Annotated in this window: 16 protein-coding genes; 6 read left to right on the forward strand and 10 right to left on the reverse strand. The window is 69.0% G+C overall.

The features are described from left to right. Positions 1-1,026 (forward strand): alcohol dehydrogenase catalytic domain-containing protein, encoded by a 1,026-nt coding sequence (locus tag DMB80_RS10140; RefSeq protein ID WP_111509767.1) that lies wholly within the window; start codon positions 1-3, stop codon positions 1,024-1,026. Between the two features lie 12 nt (positions 1,027-1,038). Here DMB80_RS10140 and DMB80_RS10145 read toward each other — a convergent pair whose 3' ends face one another. Genes DMB80_RS10145 through DMB80_RS10155 form a run of 3 tightly spaced genes read right to left on the reverse strand, consistent with a single transcriptional unit; the run spans position 1,039 to position 5,115 of the window. After that, a complete protein-coding gene (locus DMB80_RS10145; RefSeq protein WP_111509727.1) occupies positions 1,039-2,754 on the reverse strand; it encodes a sensor histidine kinase in 1,716 nt (571 codons plus the stop codon). A gap of 22 nt (positions 2,755-2,776) precedes the next feature. After that, positions 2,777-3,202 (reverse strand): pyridoxamine 5'-phosphate oxidase family protein, encoded by a 426-nt coding sequence (locus tag DMB80_RS10150; protein ID WP_111509728.1) that lies wholly within the window; start codon positions 3,200-3,202, stop codon positions 2,777-2,779. A gap of 50 nt (positions 3,203-3,252) precedes the next feature. Next, entirely contained in the window at positions 3,253-5,115 is a 1,863-nt protein-coding gene (locus tag DMB80_RS10155; RefSeq protein WP_111509729.1) for a pyruvate kinase, read from the reverse strand. Positions 5,116-5,233: 118 nt separating this feature from the next. On the opposite strand from DMB80_RS10155, the gene DMB80_RS10160 reads away from it, so the two are divergent. From DMB80_RS10160 to DMB80_RS10180, 5 genes are read left to right on the forward strand one after another with little or no spacing between them, the layout of a single operon-like run. Next, on the forward strand, positions 5,234-6,334 hold the full coding sequence (locus DMB80_RS10160) for a 4Fe-4S dicluster domain-containing protein (protein WP_111509730.1): 1,101 nt from the start codon (positions 5,234-5,236) through the stop codon (positions 6,332-6,334). 34 nt (positions 6,335-6,368) lie between these two features. Beyond that, on the forward strand, positions 6,369-7,184 hold the full coding sequence (locus tag DMB80_RS10165; protein WP_240431104.1) for an FAD/NAD(P)-binding protein: 816 nt from the start codon (positions 6,369-6,371) through the stop codon (positions 7,182-7,184). After that, entirely contained in the window at positions 7,185-7,943 is a 759-nt protein-coding gene (locus DMB80_RS10170; protein ID WP_111509732.1) for an NADH-quinone oxidoreductase subunit B family protein, read from the forward strand. Next, positions 7,940-9,247 (forward strand): Ni/Fe hydrogenase subunit alpha, encoded by a 1,308-nt coding sequence (locus DMB80_RS10175; RefSeq protein WP_111509733.1) that lies wholly within the window; start codon positions 7,940-7,942, stop codon positions 9,245-9,247. Before DMB80_RS10170 ends, DMB80_RS10175 begins: the two co-directional genes overlap by 4 nt. Next, complete coding sequence (locus DMB80_RS10180; RefSeq protein WP_111509734.1) at positions 9,244-9,693, forward strand: hydrogenase maturation protease; 450 nt, start codon at positions 9,244-9,246, stop codon at positions 9,691-9,693. The genes DMB80_RS10175 and DMB80_RS10180 overlap by 4 nt, the downstream gene beginning before the upstream one ends. A 10-nt stretch (positions 9,694-9,703) precedes the next feature. Here DMB80_RS10180 and DMB80_RS10185 read toward each other — a convergent pair whose 3' ends face one another. The 7 genes from DMB80_RS10185 to DMB80_RS10215 all read right to left on the reverse strand — a co-directional run bounded on the left by DMB80_RS10185 (position 9,704) and on the right by DMB80_RS10215 (position 17,928). Then, positions 9,704-11,062 (reverse strand): WS/DGAT/MGAT family O-acyltransferase, encoded by a 1,359-nt coding sequence (locus tag DMB80_RS10185; RefSeq protein ID WP_111509735.1) that lies wholly within the window; start codon positions 11,060-11,062, stop codon positions 9,704-9,706. Positions 11,063-11,144: 82 nt separating this feature from the next. Further along, positions 11,145-11,732 carry an Rv1733c family protein gene (locus tag DMB80_RS10190; protein WP_162938480.1) on the reverse strand — a complete coding sequence of 196 codons (588 nt, stop codon included), beginning with the start codon at positions 11,730-11,732 and terminating at the stop codon, positions 11,145-11,147. 19 nt (positions 11,733-11,751) lie between these two features. Next, complete coding sequence (locus DMB80_RS10195; RefSeq protein WP_111509737.1) at positions 11,752-12,744, reverse strand: Acg family FMN-binding oxidoreductase; 993 nt, start codon at positions 12,742-12,744, stop codon at positions 11,752-11,754. A 112-nt stretch (positions 12,745-12,856) separates the two neighbouring features. Next, positions 12,857-13,639: a ribosome hibernation promotion factor gene (locus DMB80_RS10200; RefSeq protein WP_111509738.1), complete on the reverse strand. Its 783-nt coding sequence runs from the start codon at positions 13,637-13,639 to the stop codon at positions 12,857-12,859. 64 nt (positions 13,640-13,703) lie between these two features. Further along, on the reverse strand, positions 13,704-15,047 hold the full coding sequence (locus tag DMB80_RS10205) for a serine hydrolase domain-containing protein (protein ID WP_240431105.1): 1,344 nt from the start codon (positions 15,045-15,047) through the stop codon (positions 13,704-13,706). A 44-nt stretch (positions 15,048-15,091) separates the two neighbouring features. Next, entirely contained in the window at positions 15,092-15,427 is a 336-nt protein-coding gene (locus DMB80_RS10210; RefSeq protein WP_111509739.1) for an STAS domain-containing protein, read from the reverse strand. Beyond that, positions 15,427-17,928, reverse strand: coding sequence for a SpoIIE family protein phosphatase (locus DMB80_RS10215; protein WP_111509740.1), 2,502 nt, complete (start codon positions 17,926-17,928; stop codon positions 15,427-15,429). The genes DMB80_RS10210 and DMB80_RS10215 overlap by 1 nt, the downstream gene beginning before the upstream one ends. Positions 17,929-17,998 lie beyond the last annotated feature (70 nt).

The raw sequence follows: 17,998 nt of genomic DNA on the forward strand, positions 1-17,998 counted from the left end.
ATGCGCGCGGTCGTCGTCGACCCGGGCGGCACGGTGCGTGTCGAAGACCGTCGGGACCCGGTGCTGCCCGGACCCGACGGCGCCGTCATCGAGGTCACCGCGACCGCGATCTGCGGGTCCGATCTGCACTTCCTCGAAGGGCACTACCCGATGGCCGAGCCGGTGTCGGTCGGCCACGAGGCCGTCGGCGTCGTGCGCGAGATCGGTTCGGACGTCACGAGTGTCGCGATCGGAGACCGGGTGCTGGTGTCCTCGGTCGCCGGTTGCGGGCGCTGCGCAGGATGTGCGACCTCCGACCCGGTTCGCTGCGTGGCAGGACCGCAGATCTTCGGCGCGGGCGTCCTCGGCGGCGCGCAGGCCGATCTGATGGCCGTCCCTGCCGCCGACTTCCAGCTGCTGCGCATCCCCGAAGGTATCGACACCGAGGCGGCACTGCTTCTGACCGACAATCTCGCAACCGGGTGGGCGGCGGCCCGCCGCGCGGACATCCCGGTCGGCGGCACCGTCGCAGTCATCGGCGCAGGCGCTGTCGGCCAGTGCGCCATCCGCAGCGCGTTGTTCCTCGGCGCAGCACGGGTTTTCGCGATCGACCCGGTGGAGTATCGACGTGACCGGGCCGCGCTGGCCGGCGCCACCCCGGCACCGCCGCCTGCGGCAGCCACCGTCATGGAGGCGACGAACGGCCTGGGCGCGGACGCGGTGATCGACGCGGTCGGCACCGACACCACACTCGACGACGCGATCACCGCCGTGCGGGTCGGCGGCACGGTGTCGGTCGTCGGGGTGCACGATCTGCAGCCGTACCCGTTCCCGGCGCTCCTGGGGCTGCTGCGCAGTCTGACGATCCGGTTGACGACGGCGCCGGTGCAGCAGACGTGGCCGGAGTTGATCCCGCTGCTGCGCAGCGGCCGTCTCGACGTGCGTGGGATCTTCACCGCCACGATGCCGCTGACCGAGGCGGCGCAGGCCTACGCGGCCGCGATGTCGAAATCCGCGGGCCACGTCAAGATCCACCTGGCGCCGTGATCGTTGCGCTTACTAGTGAAGGGGCGCAGCCCATCTCAGCCGGGTGCCCCCGCCGTCGGCGGGCCCGATCGTCAACGATCCTCCTGCGTCCGCGGCACGCCGGCCGAGGTTGGTCAACCCCGATCCGGTGATCGAGTCCGTGATGCCGCGGCCGTTGTCGACGACCTCGATGACCAACTCGTCGTTGGCGGCCACGGTGATCGCCAGCGAGGTGGCATCGGCATGGCGGACCGCATTGCTGACAGCTTCCCGGACCACCGCTTCGGCGTGGTCGGCTAACGCCGCGTCGATCACCGACAGCGGTCCCGAAAACTGCACGGTGGTCCGGATCTTGGGTGTCGCGAACTGCGCGATCGCCTCATCGAGGCGCTGCCGCAGGCGGGTGATGCCCGACTGCCCGCCATGCAGATCGAAGATCGCGGTACGGATCTCCTGGATCACCTGTTGTAGGTCGTCGACGGACTCGCTGAGCCGCTGCTGCACCTCGGCGCTTCTGGCCCGCGGGATGGTGCCCTGCAGCGCCAACCCGACGGCGAACAGCCGCTGGATCACGTGGTCGTGCAGATCGCGGGCGATGCGGTCGCGGTCGGAGATGACGTCGAGTTCGCGCAGTCGGCGCTGCGTGGTCGCCAGCTGCCACGCCAGCGCCGCCTGATCCACGAACGCGGCCATCATGTCCAGCTCGCCGGCGTTGAACGCGAGAACGCCGGCCGGCCGCAGCGCGATCAGCACACCGGCCACGGTGTCGGTGGCGCGCAGCGGCAGCACCAACGCGGGGCCGTCGGCGACGCATCCGGGTGCCAACTGCAGCACGTCGAACCGGTTCGGGCGCTGTTCGACGAACACCGCGCCGACGTCGGTGCCGGCAATGGGTATCGAATGCAGCTCCGTACCGGGTCCCATTCCGTCGGTCGCGGTGACGATCAGCTCGTCGACCTCGCCGACCGGCTCGTCGAGGTCGGCCCGCACCGCGACGATCGATGCCTGGGCACCGCTGAGCGTGCGCGATTCCTCGGCCATGAGCCGGAACACCGCCGCGGGATCGGTGCCGGCCAGCAACTCGGTGCCGATGTCGCGGGTGGCCTCGATCCAGGACTGGCGGAGCTTCGACTGCTGGTAGAGACGGGCGTTGTCGATCGCGATGCCCGCCGCCGCCGCGAGTGCTTGGACCAGCACCTCGTCGTCCTCGCTGAACGGTTGCCCGTCGGCCTTTTCGGTGAGGTAGAGGTTGCCGAACACCTCGTCGCGGATGCGTACCGGGACACCGAGAAACGTGCGCATGGGCGGATGGTTCGCCGGAAAGCCGACCGACGCCGCGTGATGGGAGATGTTGTCCAACCGGATCGGCTTGGGATCGTCGAGAAGCACGCCGAGCACTCCCCGTCCCTCGGGAAGATGGCCGATCAGTTCGCGGGCTTCCTCGTCGATGCCCTCGTAGATGAACTCCAGCAGTTCGTGATCGTCGCCACGCACCCCGAGCGCCCCGAAGCTGGCATCGACGAGATCGATTGCCGTGTGCACGATCGTCCGGAGCGTTTCGTCGAGTTCCAGTCCCGAGGTGACCACGAGCATCGCCTCGACCAGGCCGTCCAGCCGGTCGCGCCCCTCCACGATCTGCTCGACGCGTTCCTGCACCTCGATCAGCAGTTCGCGCAGGCGCAGCTGAGAAAGGGTATCGCGGAGCGGCCGCGCACCCGGGTCGCTGTTCGCGCTGCCCGCAGGACTCACGTCATCATTTTGTCACTGATTGTCATAAAGACCAGCGATCTTCTCCACCGAAAACAAAATGCCTGCCCGTGACGTTCAGGGGCCTGATACGCACATAGTGGGACTTCTCCGTGATCGTCCACGGACGGAGGTTTGCTGTGTCGGCTTCCGCGAGCTCCTCGTCCGTTCGCAGGGACCGCGCGCTCCCCGTGACGATCACGCTCCACCCGTCGGTGACGGTGTGATCGTCGGCCTCGAACAGCACCGTGTTGTTGATCGCAGCGCTGACCAACTTCGTGCCCTCCGCAGTGCGGAACAGGATCGTGCGGTTCTGCACGGCGAAGTTCACCGGAAAGATCGACGGCTCGCCGTCGACGCTGGTGACGAGTCGACCGAGGGAGACACTTGCCAGACGGTCCCAGCATTCCGACGCGGCGAGCACCGACACGGGCGCGGTCTTGTGAGCCATAGCGTGACGTTAGCCCCGCGGTGCCGCGACGATATGCGGTCCAAAGTCCTTTATTTCAGGGAATTCTGCGTATCCGACGGGTACCACGAATGCAGCTGCGGCAGCAGAGCGTTCTTCTTGCAGTGGTGCTCGGCCATCCTGCTGAGAATGTCGTCGAGTACCACCACGGCGTCTTCGACATGGGCACCCTTGTTCAGCATGACGCACTCGGCACGCTCGCCCAGCGCGGCATCGCTGATCTCGGCGCGCGACGGCAACCCACTCTTGGCGAGCTGCTCGAGGACCTGGGTCGCCCAGATCACCGGCAGGTGCGCCGCCTCGCACAGCCACAGGATCTCCTCCTGTAGTTCGGCCAACCGCTCGTAACCTGCCTCCACTGCGAGGTCACCACGCGCGATCATCACCCCCAGCAACGGTCGGCGCATCGCCACCGCGAGCAGCTCGGGCAACTGCTCGAATGCGCGCCGGGTCTCGATTTTGAGCACCACGCCGACGCCGTGCCCGTCGAGGCGATCGAGCGCGTCGTGGAGCGCTCGCACGTCGGCGGGCTCCTGGACGAACGACATTTCGACCACGTCGGCGATGTCCACCACGGTGATCAGATCGCGGACGTCCTTGGCGGTCAACGCAGACACCGGCAGCCGCGTATCGGGCAGGTTGATTCCCTTGCCCGATCTCAGTTTCGACCCGGTCCGCGCTGCGCGGTCGATGCGCACCTGCAGCGCGTCGGACGTCGCCGCGACGATGGTGGCACCGATACGGCCGTCGTCGAAGAACACGCGTTGTCCGACACGCGCGTGAATGAAGACGTCGGGCAGCGTGCAGCCGATCCGCCCGGCGTCGGGCGGCACGGGCGCGCAGTCTTCGACCACCGACACGGTGTCGCCGGGCCGCAGCATCAGATACTGCTCCCGTGGGGGCAGCGCGCCGATCTCGGTCGGGTCGTCGACCCCGTCCACCCGCACCACCGTCCCGGTCGCGAGGTACGCCGTTCGGTCCGAGCAGACCACCGCCCCGTGGCGGTAGACGACATCGGCCACCGTCAGACTCCGTGTCGCACCGCGGGTGTCCCGAACGGTGAGTACCTCGCCGGCCTGGCGTCGCGTCAGCCACTCGCCCGACACGGTGACGACCGTCATGCCGGGTTCGGGCGCGGGCGCCGCGCCGTCTGCCGCGGTGAACCAGGCGCGGGCCGGCGCCACGACGTGCCCGAACGCGTCCCGATGAGGTCGCAGCTTCACCACTGCCGGACCCGGCGTGAGCGGTCCGGTACGCAGCTTGGGACCGGCCAGGTCCATGGCGATCCGACAGCTGCGGCCGGTCGCAGCACTGGCGGCACGCACGTGTTCGGCCATCGCGCGCCAGGCGGCGGGATCGTCGTGCGCACAGTTGATCCGGGCGACGTCCATGCCGCGGCGCACCAGCCGCTCGACCAGATCAGCATCGGTGGCCGCTTCCGACGGCAGCGTGACCATGATGCGGGTCTCCCGCATGGACGGGGTCGGCCCCAGTAACGCGGCGGTCCGGCTGGTCAGCAGCTCCCACCCCTGGTCGGCATCCACCGCCGACGGCGTTGGTGGACACCACGATTCATCGAGCATCGCCAGCAGGGCCGCACGGACGCGACGCAGGCTCGCTTCCACGTGGGACTCACTGCGGCCCAGTGACGACAGCCCGAAATTGGCCAGCCGGTGTTGAACGCCGCGCAGATCCACGCCTCGAATCGCCCAGTAGTGCGCGAGGTTGCGCACACTTGACTGATACGTCTCTGCCGCGGCATCGATCCGCTCCGACCACTGTGTCTCGGCGTCCGCGAGCCGCTCGAGCAGCTGATCGAGGTGCTCCACCAGGCGCGCCCATTCCGCCTCGGTGTCACCCCCGGCCGCCACCCTCGGATCCCGATGTTCCGACATGGCACAACGGTATCGGCGACCGGTTACCGACCGATGAACGAGGATAAGGACTTTCGGCCCCACATTCACAGGACCGAAGCCCTGATCATCGACGCTGCAGGGGGCGCACGATGACAGCATGGATGTGGCGGTGATCGACACCGCAGGTCTGGAGCAGCTGGTGTTCGTGCTGAAGGACCTCGGCTACCGCGTGGTGGGACCGACCGTGTCCGGCAGCGCCATCGTGCTCGACGAACTCGACAGCGCTGACGACCTGCCCATCGGGTGGGGCGTGGACGTGGCGCCGGGCCGGTACCGAATGCGCCGACGCGACGACGACGCGGCGTTCGGCCATTCCGCCGGCCCCGGGTCGTGGAAGCAATTTCTGCACCCCGCCCGCCAGAAGGTCTGGTCGAGCGAGACCCAGCCTGCCGAGCCTGCCGACGAGGCGCCGCGGTACGCGTTCCTCGGCGTCCGCGCATGCGATCTCGCATCGATGGCGATCCTCGACGGCGTGCTCGGCGCCGGTGCGCACCCCGACACGGCCTTCACCGGCCGTCGGCGGCAGGCCTTCGTCGTTGCGGTCAACTGCACTGAGCCCGGGGGCTTGTGCTTCTGCTCCTCGATGGGCACCGGTCCCGCTGCCACAGCCGGATTCGATCTGGCCCTGACCGAACGCACCGGCCCCGGCGGTCGGCAGTACGTTGTCGACGTCGGCAGCCCGGCCGGTGCCGACGTACTGGGCAGGCTGGACCACCGCAGTGCAGATGACGACGACATCACCTGCGCGCGAGCGGCTGTCGCCGATGCCGCGGCACACATGGGCCGTCAGATGCCCGGCGGCGACCTGCGGCAGCTGCTGATCGAGTCGCGGGAATCGCCACACTGGGAGGAGGTGGCGTCGCGCTGTCTCACCTGCGGCAACTGCACCATGGTGTGCCCGACGTGCTTCTGCACCTGCGTCGAGGACGTCACCGATCTCACCGGCACCCACGCCGAGCGGTGGATGACGTGGTCCTCGTGCTTCGAGCTGGAATTCTCCTTCGTCCACGAGGGCAGCGTCCGGCAGTCGGGTTCCTCCCGGTACCGGCATTGGCTGACGCACAAGCTCGGCACCTGGCACGACCAGTTCGGCAGCTCGGGCTGCGTCGGATGCGGACGGTGTATCGCCTGGTGCCCCACCGGAATCGACATCACCGAAGAGATGGCGACCCTGCGCGAGCACGCCGGCGATGCCTGACACGACCACCGCGACGGCCCCCTCCCTATCGGGCATGACGCCAGCGCCCTACCGCGTAATCGATCGCGTCGCCGAGAACCGCGACACGGCGACCCTGCGCCTGTCCCCCGTCGCCGACGCGCTGCCCGCTCCCGCCCCGGGCCAGTTCATGATGATGTCCGCGTTCGGCGTCGGCGAGGTGGCCATCTCGGTCAGCGGTCTGCCCGGTTCCGCCGAGCCCACCGTCACCCACACGATCCGCGCCGTCGGTGCCGTCAGCGGGAAACTCCACGACGCCGCGCCCGGAACGGTCATCGGGCTCCGCGGCCCGTTCGGGACCGGGTGGGGCGTGCAGGACGCAGCGCATCGTGATCTGGTGATCGTCGCGGGCGGCGTCGGATTGGCGCCACTGCGCCCGGTGATACTCGCCGCCCTCGACGACCGCGAGCGCTTCGGCCGCGTCACCGTGATCGTCGGCGCGCGCCGACGCGAGGATTTCCTGTTCGGCGCTGAGCTGGATGCCTGGAGTCAGCGTGGCGACATCGATGTCCACCTCACCGTCGACGTGCCGGTCCAGGGCTGGCCGGGGGAAGTCGGGTTCGTGACCCAGCCGCTGCGCCGACTACCGCTGCGACCCGCGATGACCACCGCATTCCTGTGCGGCCCCGAGGCGATGATGCGCAACGGTACGGCCGCGCTGATCCGGAAAGGCATGTGGGCCGGTGACATCGAAGTCTCGCTCGAACGCAACATGCAGTGTGGCATCGGCTGGTGCGGGCACTGCCAGCTCGGACCCCTGCTCCTTTGTCGCGATGGACCCGTCGTCGGCTACGACGTCGCGGAACCACTGCTGCGGATCAGGGAGCTGTAGGTGACCGCGCCGACCCTGGCGGTGTGGAAGTTCGCGTCGTGCGATGGCTGCCAGCTGACACTGCTCGACTGCGAAGACGAACTGCTCACCCTGACCGGTCAGGTGCAGATCGCCACCTTCTTGGAGGCATCGAGCACCGTCGCACCGGGCCCCTACGACGTATCGCTGGTCGAGGGTTCCATCACCACGGCGACTGACGAGCGACGCATCGCCGAAATCCGTGACCAGTCACGAATTCTGGTCGCGATCGGGGCGTGCGCCACCGCGGGCGGAATCCAAGCCTTGCGCAACGGGGCCGATATCGACGAGTTCACGTCCGTGGTCTACGCACGACCGGAGTACATCGACACGCTGGCCACCTCCACTCCGGCGTCGGCGCACGTGAAGGTCGACTATCAGCTGCAGGGCTGTCCGATCGATCGTGGGCAACTCCTGGAGACGCTGGCCGCACTGCTGGTCGGCCGCACGCCGAAATTGCCTGCCAAGACCGTGTGCACCGAGTGCAAGGCACGGGGGGTGACCTGTGTGGTCGTCGCTGACGGCACACCGTGTCTCGGACCCATCACCCACGCCGGCTGCGGGGCGCTGTGCCCGCGGTTCTCTCGCGGTTGCTACGGCTGCTTCGGGCCGGCGGCCACCCCCAACACCGCCGCGCTGATCCCGCTGTTGCGCCGCGACGGACTGTCCGAACGCGGAGTGGAGCAGATGCTGAGCACCTTCAACGCACCGCGTTTCGCCGAAGAACGGAACGACACATGACCGGGCGGGACGAGGTGCGAGAGACCCGCACACTGACCGTGGGCGCCCTGACGCGCGTGGAAGGCGAAGGGGCGCTGCATGTCACACTGACCGACGGTGTGGTCGAGCACGTCGAACTCAACATCTACGAGGCGCCGCGGTTCTTCGAGGCGCTGCTACGCGGCCGCTCCTACACCGAACCGCCCGACATCACCGCCCGGGTGTGTGGCATCTGCCCCGTCGCCTATCAGATCAGTGCATGCAATGCGATCGAGAACGCGTGCGGTGTGACGATCGATCCTGCGCTGGCGGCGCTGCGGCGGCTGTTGTACTGCGGGGAGTGGATTCACAGTCACGCGCTGCACATCTTCCTGCTGCACCTGCCCGACTTCCTGGGGTATCCCGACGTGATCACGATGGCCGCCGATCACCGGGAACTGGTGGAGCGCGGCCTGGCGCTGAAGAAGGCCGGCAACCAGCTGATGGAACAGATCGGCGGGCGTGCGATCCACCCGATCAACGTCAAGCTCGGGGGGTTTCACGCCACACCGACAGCAGCGCAGTTGCGGCCGCTGAAAGAGATGTTGCGTCGGGCCGCCGACGACGCGCTGCTCATCGTGGGCAGGCTCAGCCGGCTCGACTTTCCCGACATGGACGTCGACCACGAGTTCCTCGCGTTGACCCATCCGGATCACTACCCGATCGAGACTGGAACCATCGCGCGCAGCGCGGGAGAGACATTCGCGGTCCGCGACTTCACCGACCATGTCGTCGAGACTCAGGTGCCGCACTCCACCGCACTGCAGGCCAGACTCGACGGCGCCCGCTATCTGACCGGACCGCTGGCGCGGTACTCCCTGAACTCGTCGCGGCTGTCGCCGCTCGCCGCGCACGCAGCCGCTGAGGCCGGACTTGGCTCGGCGTGCCGTAACCCGTTCCGCAGCATCCTCGTTCGTGCGGTCGAGGTGGTGTACGCGATCGATGAAGCGCTGCGAATCATCGAGACCTACCAGCCCCCCGCACGACCGTCGGTCGAGGTTCCGGCCCGCGCCGGCGTCGGGCACGGTGTCAGTGAGGCGCCCCGCGGACTGCTCTACCACCGCTACGAGATCGACGACGACGGACTGGTGCGCACGGCGGCGATGGTGCCCCCCACCGCGCAGAACCAGGCTGCGATCGAACACGAGATGGCCCTGCTGGTGGGAGCAAACCTGACGCTCGACGACGCCGCGCTGACCGCGCTGTGTGAGCGGGCGATCCGCAACCACGATCCGTGCATTTCGTGCTCGGCGCATTTCCTGACCCTGCGCATCGAAAGACGATGATTGCAACCGTGATCGGACTCGGCAACGAGTTCCGGCGCGACGACGGGCTCGGGCCGGCCGTCGCTGCCGCCGTGCAGCGTCTCGATCTAGCCGACGTGAAAGTCGTCACCGTGCAGAATGATCCGGTCGATGTCCTCGACGCTGTCGGGGACACAGACCTGGCGATCATCATCGACGCCGCCTCCGGCGGCGGCGCGATCCCCGGCCGAATCCGGCGCTGGCTGCCCCAGCAGCAACCGCCGATTGCGGTGAGCTCGCACGGCCTGGACCTGGCCGCGGTGCTCGCGCTGGGCCGGGCGCTGGGACGCGCGCCGACACGCACGGTGGTGTTCACCGTCGATGCCGCCGATGTCGGTCACGGGTGCGGTCTGAGCCCGGCCGTGGCAGCCGCGGTGCCGCGGGCCGTCGCGGCGGTCGTCGACGAGATCCACGGCACTCATGGCTGATACGCCGCCCTCAGCCGACGGTGGCGGCGAGCGTCGCGACCGCCGTTTCGATCCCGGCGGCGAGTTGGTCGACATCGGCCGCGGCATCGAAGTCCCCGAGAATCCCGAACACCATCTCGTCGGCGTAGGTGAGGATCGCCACCCCGGTGCGCAGCCGCATCGCGATCGGAGGGATGGGCAGCACCCGGACGATGGGCCGCCCCATGATCGTCATGCGTTCGCGCGGTCCCGGCACGTTGGTCGCCAGGGTGACGATGCCGCGTTGCGGCAGGCGGGTGAGCGCCCGCACCGCCCACGCGGTGACGGGGAAGGGCATCAGGTTCGACAGCGCGACGAAGATGCCGCCCGCTTCCCGCTGCCCGCTGCCCTTGGCCGCGGACAATCGCCGGTGCACCGTCTGCAACTGCTCCACCGGATCCGCTGCGTCGGCGGGCAGCGCCGGCAGCATCAACGACACGCGGTTGTCGGTACGGTCCGCGGCCCCGTTCGAGCGCATCGAGACGGGCACCAGGGTGCGCAGCGACGTCCGCGCGGGTGTTTCGCCGCGGCGCTCCAGCGCGGCGCGGTAGCTGCTCGTGATCGCGGCGAGCGCGACGTCGTTGAGCGTCACGCCGTGTGCGTCACAGATGCGTGCGACGTCGTCGAGCGACACCGCCGCCGCGGCGAAGCGTCGCATCGACGACACCGGGCCGTTGAGCGAGGAGGTCTGCGCGGGCCGCAGGATGGCGGTGGTCACCTGAAGAGCCCCGCCGACCGCCAACGCCGAGACCCGCGTCGCGGTGATCGCTGCCCGCCCCACGCCGCGCACCCATCCCACCGGGTTCAGACCCCAATCTTTCTGTTGTGAGGGCTTTTTCGCCGATTGCTGGGCGGCACGGATCAAGGTGTCGTATCCCGGTGACTCGTTGTCGACCAGCCGCGAGAACAGGTGCATCGTGGCGATGCCGTCGGCCATGCAGTGGTGGATCTTGATGAGCATCGCCCATCTGTTGTCCTGCAGACCTTCGATGATCCAGCACTCCCACAGGGGCCGGTCCCTGTCGAGCCGGCGCCCCATCACGTCGCCGACCAACCCGTTGAGGGCGTCGCCGTCGCCAGGGGTCGGCAGGGCGGCGCGACGGATGTGGTGGGACAGATCGAAGTGCGGATCGTCAGCCCACTCCGGCGGGCCCAGATCGAGGAGATGGGTCTGCAGCACCTGCCGGAACCGGGGGATGTCGGCGATCCGGTCGGCGAGGCCGCTGACGATCGCGTCGACCGCGGGCATGGGGCCCTCGAGGATGGACAGGCTCCCGACGGCGAGACTGACGTGCCGGTCGGAGTCTTCGGCCTCCAGGAAGCCGGCGTCGAGGTTCGTCAGATGCTCCACCCTCCCACTGTCAGGTGTGGCCGTGACCTGTGGAAGGGAACGATGTCCTCTGCGACGGGGACCTATCTCACTCGGGCGGCGATCAGGCGGTGTTGTTGGTGCGGCCGCCGTTGTCGGTCAGACGGCGCAGGTCACGGTCCCAGTCGGCGTGGCGGCCTCGATCGAGTCGCATCCGCATGCCCGCCCACGCGCCGACCGCGGCACCGGTGATCGTGACCCACACCGCCACCGCTGCGATCGCTGCCTGCACGGCTGCGTCTCTGTCGGTCAGGGGTGCTGCCCGCCGGTCTCCCGCGGAGTCGACCCAGATCATGATGTGATCGCCCGCGGTCATCTTCGGTGTCCGCATCTCGTCGGTGTGCGTGACGCCGTCGACCTGCCACCGGATCGGCGAGAGATAGGAGGTGTCGTAGAGCTGCGCCGTCACCTGACTGTCGCCCGTGACGATCGCCTCGACGGGCATGCGCTCGGCGCGCTGCACCGCGAACGACTGCGAAAACTGTTGTTCGACAGATTCTTTGAGCGATGCAGCGGGCAGAAGAGCGAAGACCGCCACGGCGATGACGACCAACAGCCCCATCGCCTCGACGCGGTCGCTGAACCGCACCAGCGGGTGGCGGCCCGACAGACGTCTCGTCCAGACGCCGAATGTGGTTGCTAGGAAAGACATGATGACTCCGCGGTCGCGACTATCCGGCTCGCTCGCGACTGAGCCAGGTGACGACCTGGTTCAGCGGCCGGCGCGGTGTTCTGGGTAGGGCCTCGGCGTGGGCCGGCGCCCACCCGATGCGCAGCAACATCTGCGCGTGACCGCTGGAGCCGAAGACATCCTGTGCCACGGCGGCCCTGATGTCCGGTATCTCCAGCGGCCCGGTGATCGGGCAGCTCGCCAGACCCGCGGCGGTGGCGGTCAGCAGCACCAGGCTGGTCGCCTCTCCGGCACGCAACTGTGACATGCGGTCATCGGCGACGGTGCCCAACGCGAGGACCGCGGCATTGTCCTCGGTGGGTTCGGCGTCGGCCGGTTGCTCGAGTGCGGCGCCGGCGAAGATGCGAGCGGGGATCACGGCCCGCGGGTCTGTGTGTGGCGCGCTGCGGGCAGGGACGCCGGCGGTGGACCCGTATCGACCACTCCAGGTGGTCAATTCGGCCACGTAGCCGGGATCGTCGTGGTGTCGCCCTTCGGCGTCGATCACCCGCCGCTTGAGCGTGGTCAGCTCGTCGAACTGCCGCAGCATCACACCCGCTCGGGCCGCACGTGCCCCCATCAGGGCGATCGCAGCGCCGGGTACCGGCCTGCTGCTGTAGTTGCGCCGGTCTGTGCGCCGCCGCGGAATGGCGGAGGCGAGGACGATGTCTGCCTCCACGGGCCGGTACCGGCGCAGTTCTGCGGTCGCGAGGTGATCGGGCCTCTCCGCGTCGGGAAATCGGCGGATCTTCGCCTGCCACCCCACTGCCGCCAGGGCGATCTGCACGTGGTTCAGTGCCGCACCGCAGCTGAGGATCAGGTCGCGCGCATCGGGATCGGTGTGGGGAAGCGCCAGGTCGGGATTGGCGTAGAGGTCGACGCTGCGCTCACCGACCCGCCACAACCACGGTTGCGAGTTGTGGACGGACGGCGCCTCGACAGCCTGCGCCAGTGCCCACCGGAGGATGGTGGGGCTCGGTGCGTCAGAGGTCATCGGTGTCCGTCCTCATCGGCTCGTCGCAATGGTTCCGCTCATCAGCATGTCGTCTGACGCCGGGTGATGTAGAGGGTCTAAAGACCTGCAGCGAGGGGACCTGCGGGCCGCGCTACGCCGCGGGGGTGATCAATCCGTACTGACCGTCGTACCGGTGGTAGAGCACGCAGGCGCGGCCGGCTTCGGCGTCGATGAAGAACAGGAACGGAACACCCAAGAGACGCAACCGTTCCGGGGCATCCTGCTCCCGCAGGCACGCGAGAGGGTGAGGACTCACGGTCACGGCGTGTTCGAACGGCGCCAGGTGGCCGGCCACCGACGGAGACACCAGCGCGAGCCGGTAGCCGCCGCCGGCGGTGCGATACAGCAGACCGACCGTGTGCGAGCCGATCTCGGTGAACAGGTGGAAGTCGTAGTCCAGCAATTCCATCTCCGCGACCGCGTCGTCGACTGTGCAGGGCGTCATCGCGTAGGTCTTGCGGCGGACCAGCCGCCCCTCTGTGGTGGCCGGTGTGACGTTGACGCGCAGCTGGGCCGCCCGTGGTTCTCTGCGCCACGGGGGCACGCCGGCACTGCGATCACCCCGTCGGACGGCGAAATGCTCGAGCTGACGACGCAGTCTGGCCTCGAGGAGATCCACCGCCTCCCGCGCGGTGGCCGCGTGCACCTGGGCGCGGACCAGCCTGCCGTCGACGTCCAGGTTGGCTTGCGCGATCACCGGCGCTTCGACTGCGGGATCGTGGTGCCTGCTCAGCCGTACCCGGGCGGAGAGGACCGGACGATGCGACATCCGGCCCAGCTCACCGACTTTTCTGCGGGCGTAGTCGGCGGCGCCGGGTAGATCTCCGCTGACGGTGACATCGATGGTCGGGGACGGCGCGACGCTATGGCTCATACGTCCTTGCTACGTGCCCGCGCGGCTCCCGTTTAGGGCCGGAAGTCACGTTCTGCGGTCGGCGTCATCGCGGGTGCGCGACGCCCAGGGCGCGGGCCGCGGCGGTGGCCACGGCGCCGGCCAGCCGGGAGATCGGCGGGCTGCCGGGGGTGTGCACGGCGTTGGACAGGACCACGACGTAGGTGTCCGACCCGGGGTCGATCCACAGCGAGGTGCCGGTGAACCCGGTGTGCCCGAAACTGCCGACTGGAAAGAGAGTGCCGCGCGAGCCGGAGTATCCGGTGTCGATGTCCCAGCCGAGCCCACGCACCGCACGGAAGGGTCCCGGCGCGCTCGGCCTGTTCGGCGCCGTCATCGTCTGCAGTGTCGCCTGTCGAAGGGGAAAAGCGCTGGGACGCCCGGCTAATCGGTCCAGCAGCGCCTGGGCGAAGAGTCCGACGTCGGCCGCTGTGGAGAACACGCCGGCGTGACCGGCCACCCCACCCATGCGACGCGATGTCGGGTCGTCGACGACGCCGCGCATCACCGAACCGAAGTGCGGATTGGTCGACGGCCGGCCCTCGGTGTCGAGCCGCGTCGGTGCGATGCGGCGCAGTAGTGCGCCGTTGCGTGCCACGGGTCCGGCCGAGGGCAGGTATCGGGTGTCGGTCATCCCCAACGGGGCGAACACGTTTCGTCGCACATAAGCGTTCTCCGGCTCACCGGTCACCGCCTCGACGAGCGCGCCGAGGAGCTCGAAGTTGATGTCGGAGTAGCGGAATGCCGCACCGGGCGGCGCCTCCAGCGGCGCGGTGAGCGCGCGCCGCAGACCTTCGGACCGGTTCTCGTGGGTGAGCCCCCACGGGTCGTCGAGGTTCACATCGCCCGGCAGGCCCGAGGTATGGGTGAGCAGGGTCCGTACGGTGACGTCCGTTCGGCGGGGATCGCGTGCCGGATTGAACGCCGGCAGATACCGCTGCACGGGATCGTCGAGACGCACCCGCCCCTGCTCGTAGAGCTGCATGACCGCGGTCGCCGTGGCGAGGACCTTGGTCAGTGACGCGATGTCGAACACGGTGTCGACGGTCATCGGCTCGGCGGGCGTGGCGACACCGTCGACACCCGGTTCGCCCGCCGGCTTGCGCACCCCATAGGCATCCAACAGCGCGACCTGGCCGCGATGGCCGACCATCACCACCGCGCCGGGCAGCTGGCGACGCGCGATCGCGGATGTCATCAGAGCCGAGACCTGGCCCAGATCGCCCGGCGGTGGGCCCGGATACCCGTGGACCGGCGCGGCGTACGCCGGGGACAGCGCGGACCCGGCGTCCGGCCCGGGCGGGACGGCGAGCGTCGCGACCAGGCCGAGCACGGCGGCCGCCACCGGCAGCGACCGGCGAGCGACGGCGGTCAGGACACGAGGGGGCACCCACCGAGAGTGCCAATGCCGGTACGTCCAGGCAAGGCGCGCAGTCAGGACGCCGGACCGGCGGGCTCGGCTGACGCCACGTCGACGGTGATGATCTCCGCGACACCACTGACGCGCAATGTCGTCATCAGCAGGGGCGGGGCAACGATCACGGCGATGCCGTCGGCCGCGGCGTACAGCACGTTGATCGCGGCGCTGTCCAGATATCCCACCCCGGCGAGGTCGACGGTCAACGGCGCACCCGATCGCGTCGCCTCCGCGGTGACGTCGGCCAGTGCCTGTCTGAAGGCGCCGATGTTGCTGAGGTCGATCTCGCCCGCCGCGACCAATCGAAGGTCCCCGGCGCCCGCCACGACGTCGAAGGAAAGCTGTGTCGGCATCAAAGAATCCTCGCGGACAGATTGACGGTGGTTCCTGCCTCGTCGTGGTCGACGGTGATGTCGTCCATCAGCAGGCGCATCAGCGTGACCCCGCGGCCACGCGTCGAATCGGGCACGTCATCCGGTACCTTCCAGGCGCCGGAATCGGTGATGGTCACCCGGACCCGATCGGCGGTAGCGCTCGCCCGCAGTGCCACGGTTCCGTCTGGATCGTCACGGTGCCCGTGCTCGATGGCGTTAGCCACCGCCTCGCCGGTGGCGACCAGGATGTCGACGACCTGGTGGGGTCCGACTCCGGCGTGGTGCAACCAGTCGCGCAACGCGGCGCGGGCGGGTGCCAACTGCTCGGCGTGGGCCGGAAACGTTCGCTCCAGCGGTGCGGTGGGCCGGTACAGGAGCAAGACGACGTCGTCGTGATAGCCACCGGCGGGCGCCAGCCCGGCCATGACGGTGTCGACGACCTCGTCGAGCGCCGCGCCGCGATGCTCGCGGACCACCTCGAGGGCCCGGAGGAGACCGTCGTCCAGCGTCGCCCCCCGCCGCTCGACGAGGCCATCGGTGTAGAGCATCAGCGTCGCCCCGGCGGGCACGACGGCCCAGGCTTCCGGCCGCGGATGGCCGGTGCGAACCCCCAACGCGATGGTGTGTCCCCCGTCGAGCACCTCGACGGAACCGTCGGCCAGAACCAGTGCCGGCGGCGGATGCCCGGCGCTGGAGTAGACCAGCTCCCCGGTGGCGGTGTCGAGGATGACGCACACCGCGGTGGTGCATTGCGCACCGGGAAGGCGTGCCGCGAAACGGTCCAGTCGCGACAGCGTCGCCGCGGGGCTGGGATTGTCGAAAAGCAGTGCCCGACAGGCACTCCGCACCTGCCCCATGATGGTGGCAGCGGTCAGACCGTGGCCCACGCAGTCGCCCACGATCAGGGCGATACGGCCGTCGTCGAGATCGACGACGTCGAACCAGTCTCCGCCCACCTGCAGGGGCCGGCTCGCCGCCTCGTAGCGGACCGCGAACCCTTGCGGCAGCCGGGCCGGGCCGAGAATCGCATGCTGGAGCGCCAGCGCGGTCTCGCGCTGCTGATCCACCTGGTGCACCCGGTGCAGCCCCTGGCTCAACCGGCCGGCCAGCACGGTCAGCAGAGTCTGGTCCTCGAGCGTGAAAGCGCGGGTTTCGGCCAGCTCGATCCGCACCACCAGAACACCGTCGGGATGCTGGATCGCCACCGCCGCCACGCCCGGCTGCGGAATCACCGGGGCGAGCAGGTCACCGCCGCGGATGTCGCGAATCTGGTCCTGCACCTCGGAGGGCAGTTGCGACCATCGCATCGGTTCGGTGCAGCTGACGACCCGGGGCTCGCCTCCGGACCCGCCCTCGGCGAAGGTCACCGCCATGACCTGCTGGGCTCGCCACAGTCGACGCAGCTCGTCGACTGCCGCCCTGAGCGCGTCATCCACTGTTTCCGCTTGTGCGAGTTGGCGATTGAGCGCATTCTCGCGGCTCGCCGCCAGGGCGAGCGCGAGGGCGGCGTGGCGAGCGAAATCGCTGACCAGTTCGAGATAGTCGTTACCGAAGGGCGGCTGCAGCGGGCGGCGGGCGACGGCGATGACGCCGAGCATCGTGTCGTCGGCCATCAGCGGCATCACGATCGCCGACCGCTCCCCAACGTCGGTGAACCCCTCGATCGGGTACTGGAACGAGTCGGTGATCAACGGCAGTCCGCGACGCGCCACGCCGCCCGTGGTGGACCCGTCCATCGGGACCTGACGGCCGATCACCTCGGCCGCGTACCGGCCCGCGGTCGCGGCCACGACGAGGGTCGCGGGGTGATCGGCGGGGAGGTCGGGTTCGCTGGGGACCAGCAGGATGGCCTGCTCGGCATCGGCCAGTTCCAGTGCCAGGTCGACGATCAACTGCAACGGTCCGGTCTGCGGGTCACCGGAGAGCAACGCGGTGGTGATCTCACGGCTGGCCTTCGTCCACTTCGCCGCTTCCCGTTCGCGCTCGAACAGCCGGGCGTTGTCGATCGCCGACGCGGCTGCGGTGGCCATCGCCCGCACCGCGGCATCCTGCAGGTCGGAAAAGGTTTTCCCTGGTTCATCGTGGAGCAGGTAGAGCGTGCCGAATTTATTGTCACGCACCATGATCGGTACGGCCAGCAGGGCACTGAGCGGCTCGGTGGCGATCCGCAGATCCAGATAGCGGTTCTGCCGCGAGAGGTCGTCGATCCGAAGTCCGTCGCCGACCGAGACCAGGGTGAGCCGCCGGAGCACATCCTGGTGCGCGCTGTCGTCGATGCCTGCGCAGACGAACGTCGGCGTCCTGCTGTCACTTTGACGGATCGCGAACACCCCGTAGCGCGCTTCGCTGAGCTCGACGGCCGCGCTCACGATCCGGCGCAACGTGACTCCGAGATCCAGGTCGGAACCGATGCCGACGATCACGCGCACCAGCTGCGTGGCGTCGTCGCGCGCTGCGACGAGTTCACGTCTCGTGCTCACCGGTCACCGCCCTCGAACTGCGACGTCATCGGCCCCACCGTACCCACTGCACGCGGAGGGAAACCCGCAG

It is taken from the genome of Mycobacterium kyogaense, assembly GCF_003254575.1.
Taxonomy (GTDB): Bacteria; Actinomycetota; Actinomycetes; order Mycobacteriales; family Mycobacteriaceae; genus Mycobacterium; species Mycobacterium kyogaense.

What these genes read in the sequence shown, in the direction of transcription:
- DMB80_RS10140 (WP_111509767.1), top strand. Translation starts at nt 1, where the DNA reads ATGCGCGCGGTCGTCGTCGACCCGGGCGGCACGGTGCGTGTCGAAGAC.
- DMB80_RS10150 (WP_111509728.1), bottom strand. Translation starts at nt 3,202, where the DNA reads ATGGCTCACAAGACCGCGCCCGTGTCGGTGCTCGCCGCGTCGGAATGC.
- DMB80_RS10155 (WP_111509729.1), bottom strand. Translation starts at nt 5,115, where the DNA reads ATGTCGGAACATCGGGATCCGAGGGTGGCGGCCGGGGGTGACACCGAG.
- DMB80_RS10160 (WP_111509730.1), top strand. Translation starts at nt 5,234, where the DNA reads ATGGATGTGGCGGTGATCGACACCGCAGGTCTGGAGCAGCTGGTGTTC.
- DMB80_RS10165 (WP_240431104.1), top strand. Translation starts at nt 6,369, where the DNA reads ATGACGCCAGCGCCCTACCGCGTAATCGATCGCGTCGCCGAGAACCGC.
- DMB80_RS10175 (WP_111509733.1), top strand. Translation starts at nt 7,940, where the DNA reads ATGACCGGGCGGGACGAGGTGCGAGAGACCCGCACACTGACCGTGGGC.
- DMB80_RS10180 (WP_111509734.1), top strand. Translation starts at nt 9,244, where the DNA reads ATGATTGCAACCGTGATCGGACTCGGCAACGAGTTCCGGCGCGACGAC.
- DMB80_RS10190 (WP_162938480.1), bottom strand. Translation starts at nt 11,732, where the DNA reads ATGTCTTTCCTAGCAACCACATTCGGCGTCTGGACGAGACGTCTGTCG.
- DMB80_RS10195 (WP_111509737.1), bottom strand. Translation starts at nt 12,744, where the DNA reads ATGACCTCTGACGCACCGAGCCCCACCATCCTCCGGTGGGCACTGGCG.
- DMB80_RS10200 (WP_111509738.1), bottom strand. Translation starts at nt 13,639, where the DNA reads ATGAGCCATAGCGTCGCGCCGTCCCCGACCATCGATGTCACCGTCAGC.
- DMB80_RS10210 (WP_111509739.1), bottom strand. Translation starts at nt 15,427, where the DNA reads ATGCCGACACAGCTTTCCTTCGACGTCGTGGCGGGCGCCGGGGACCTT.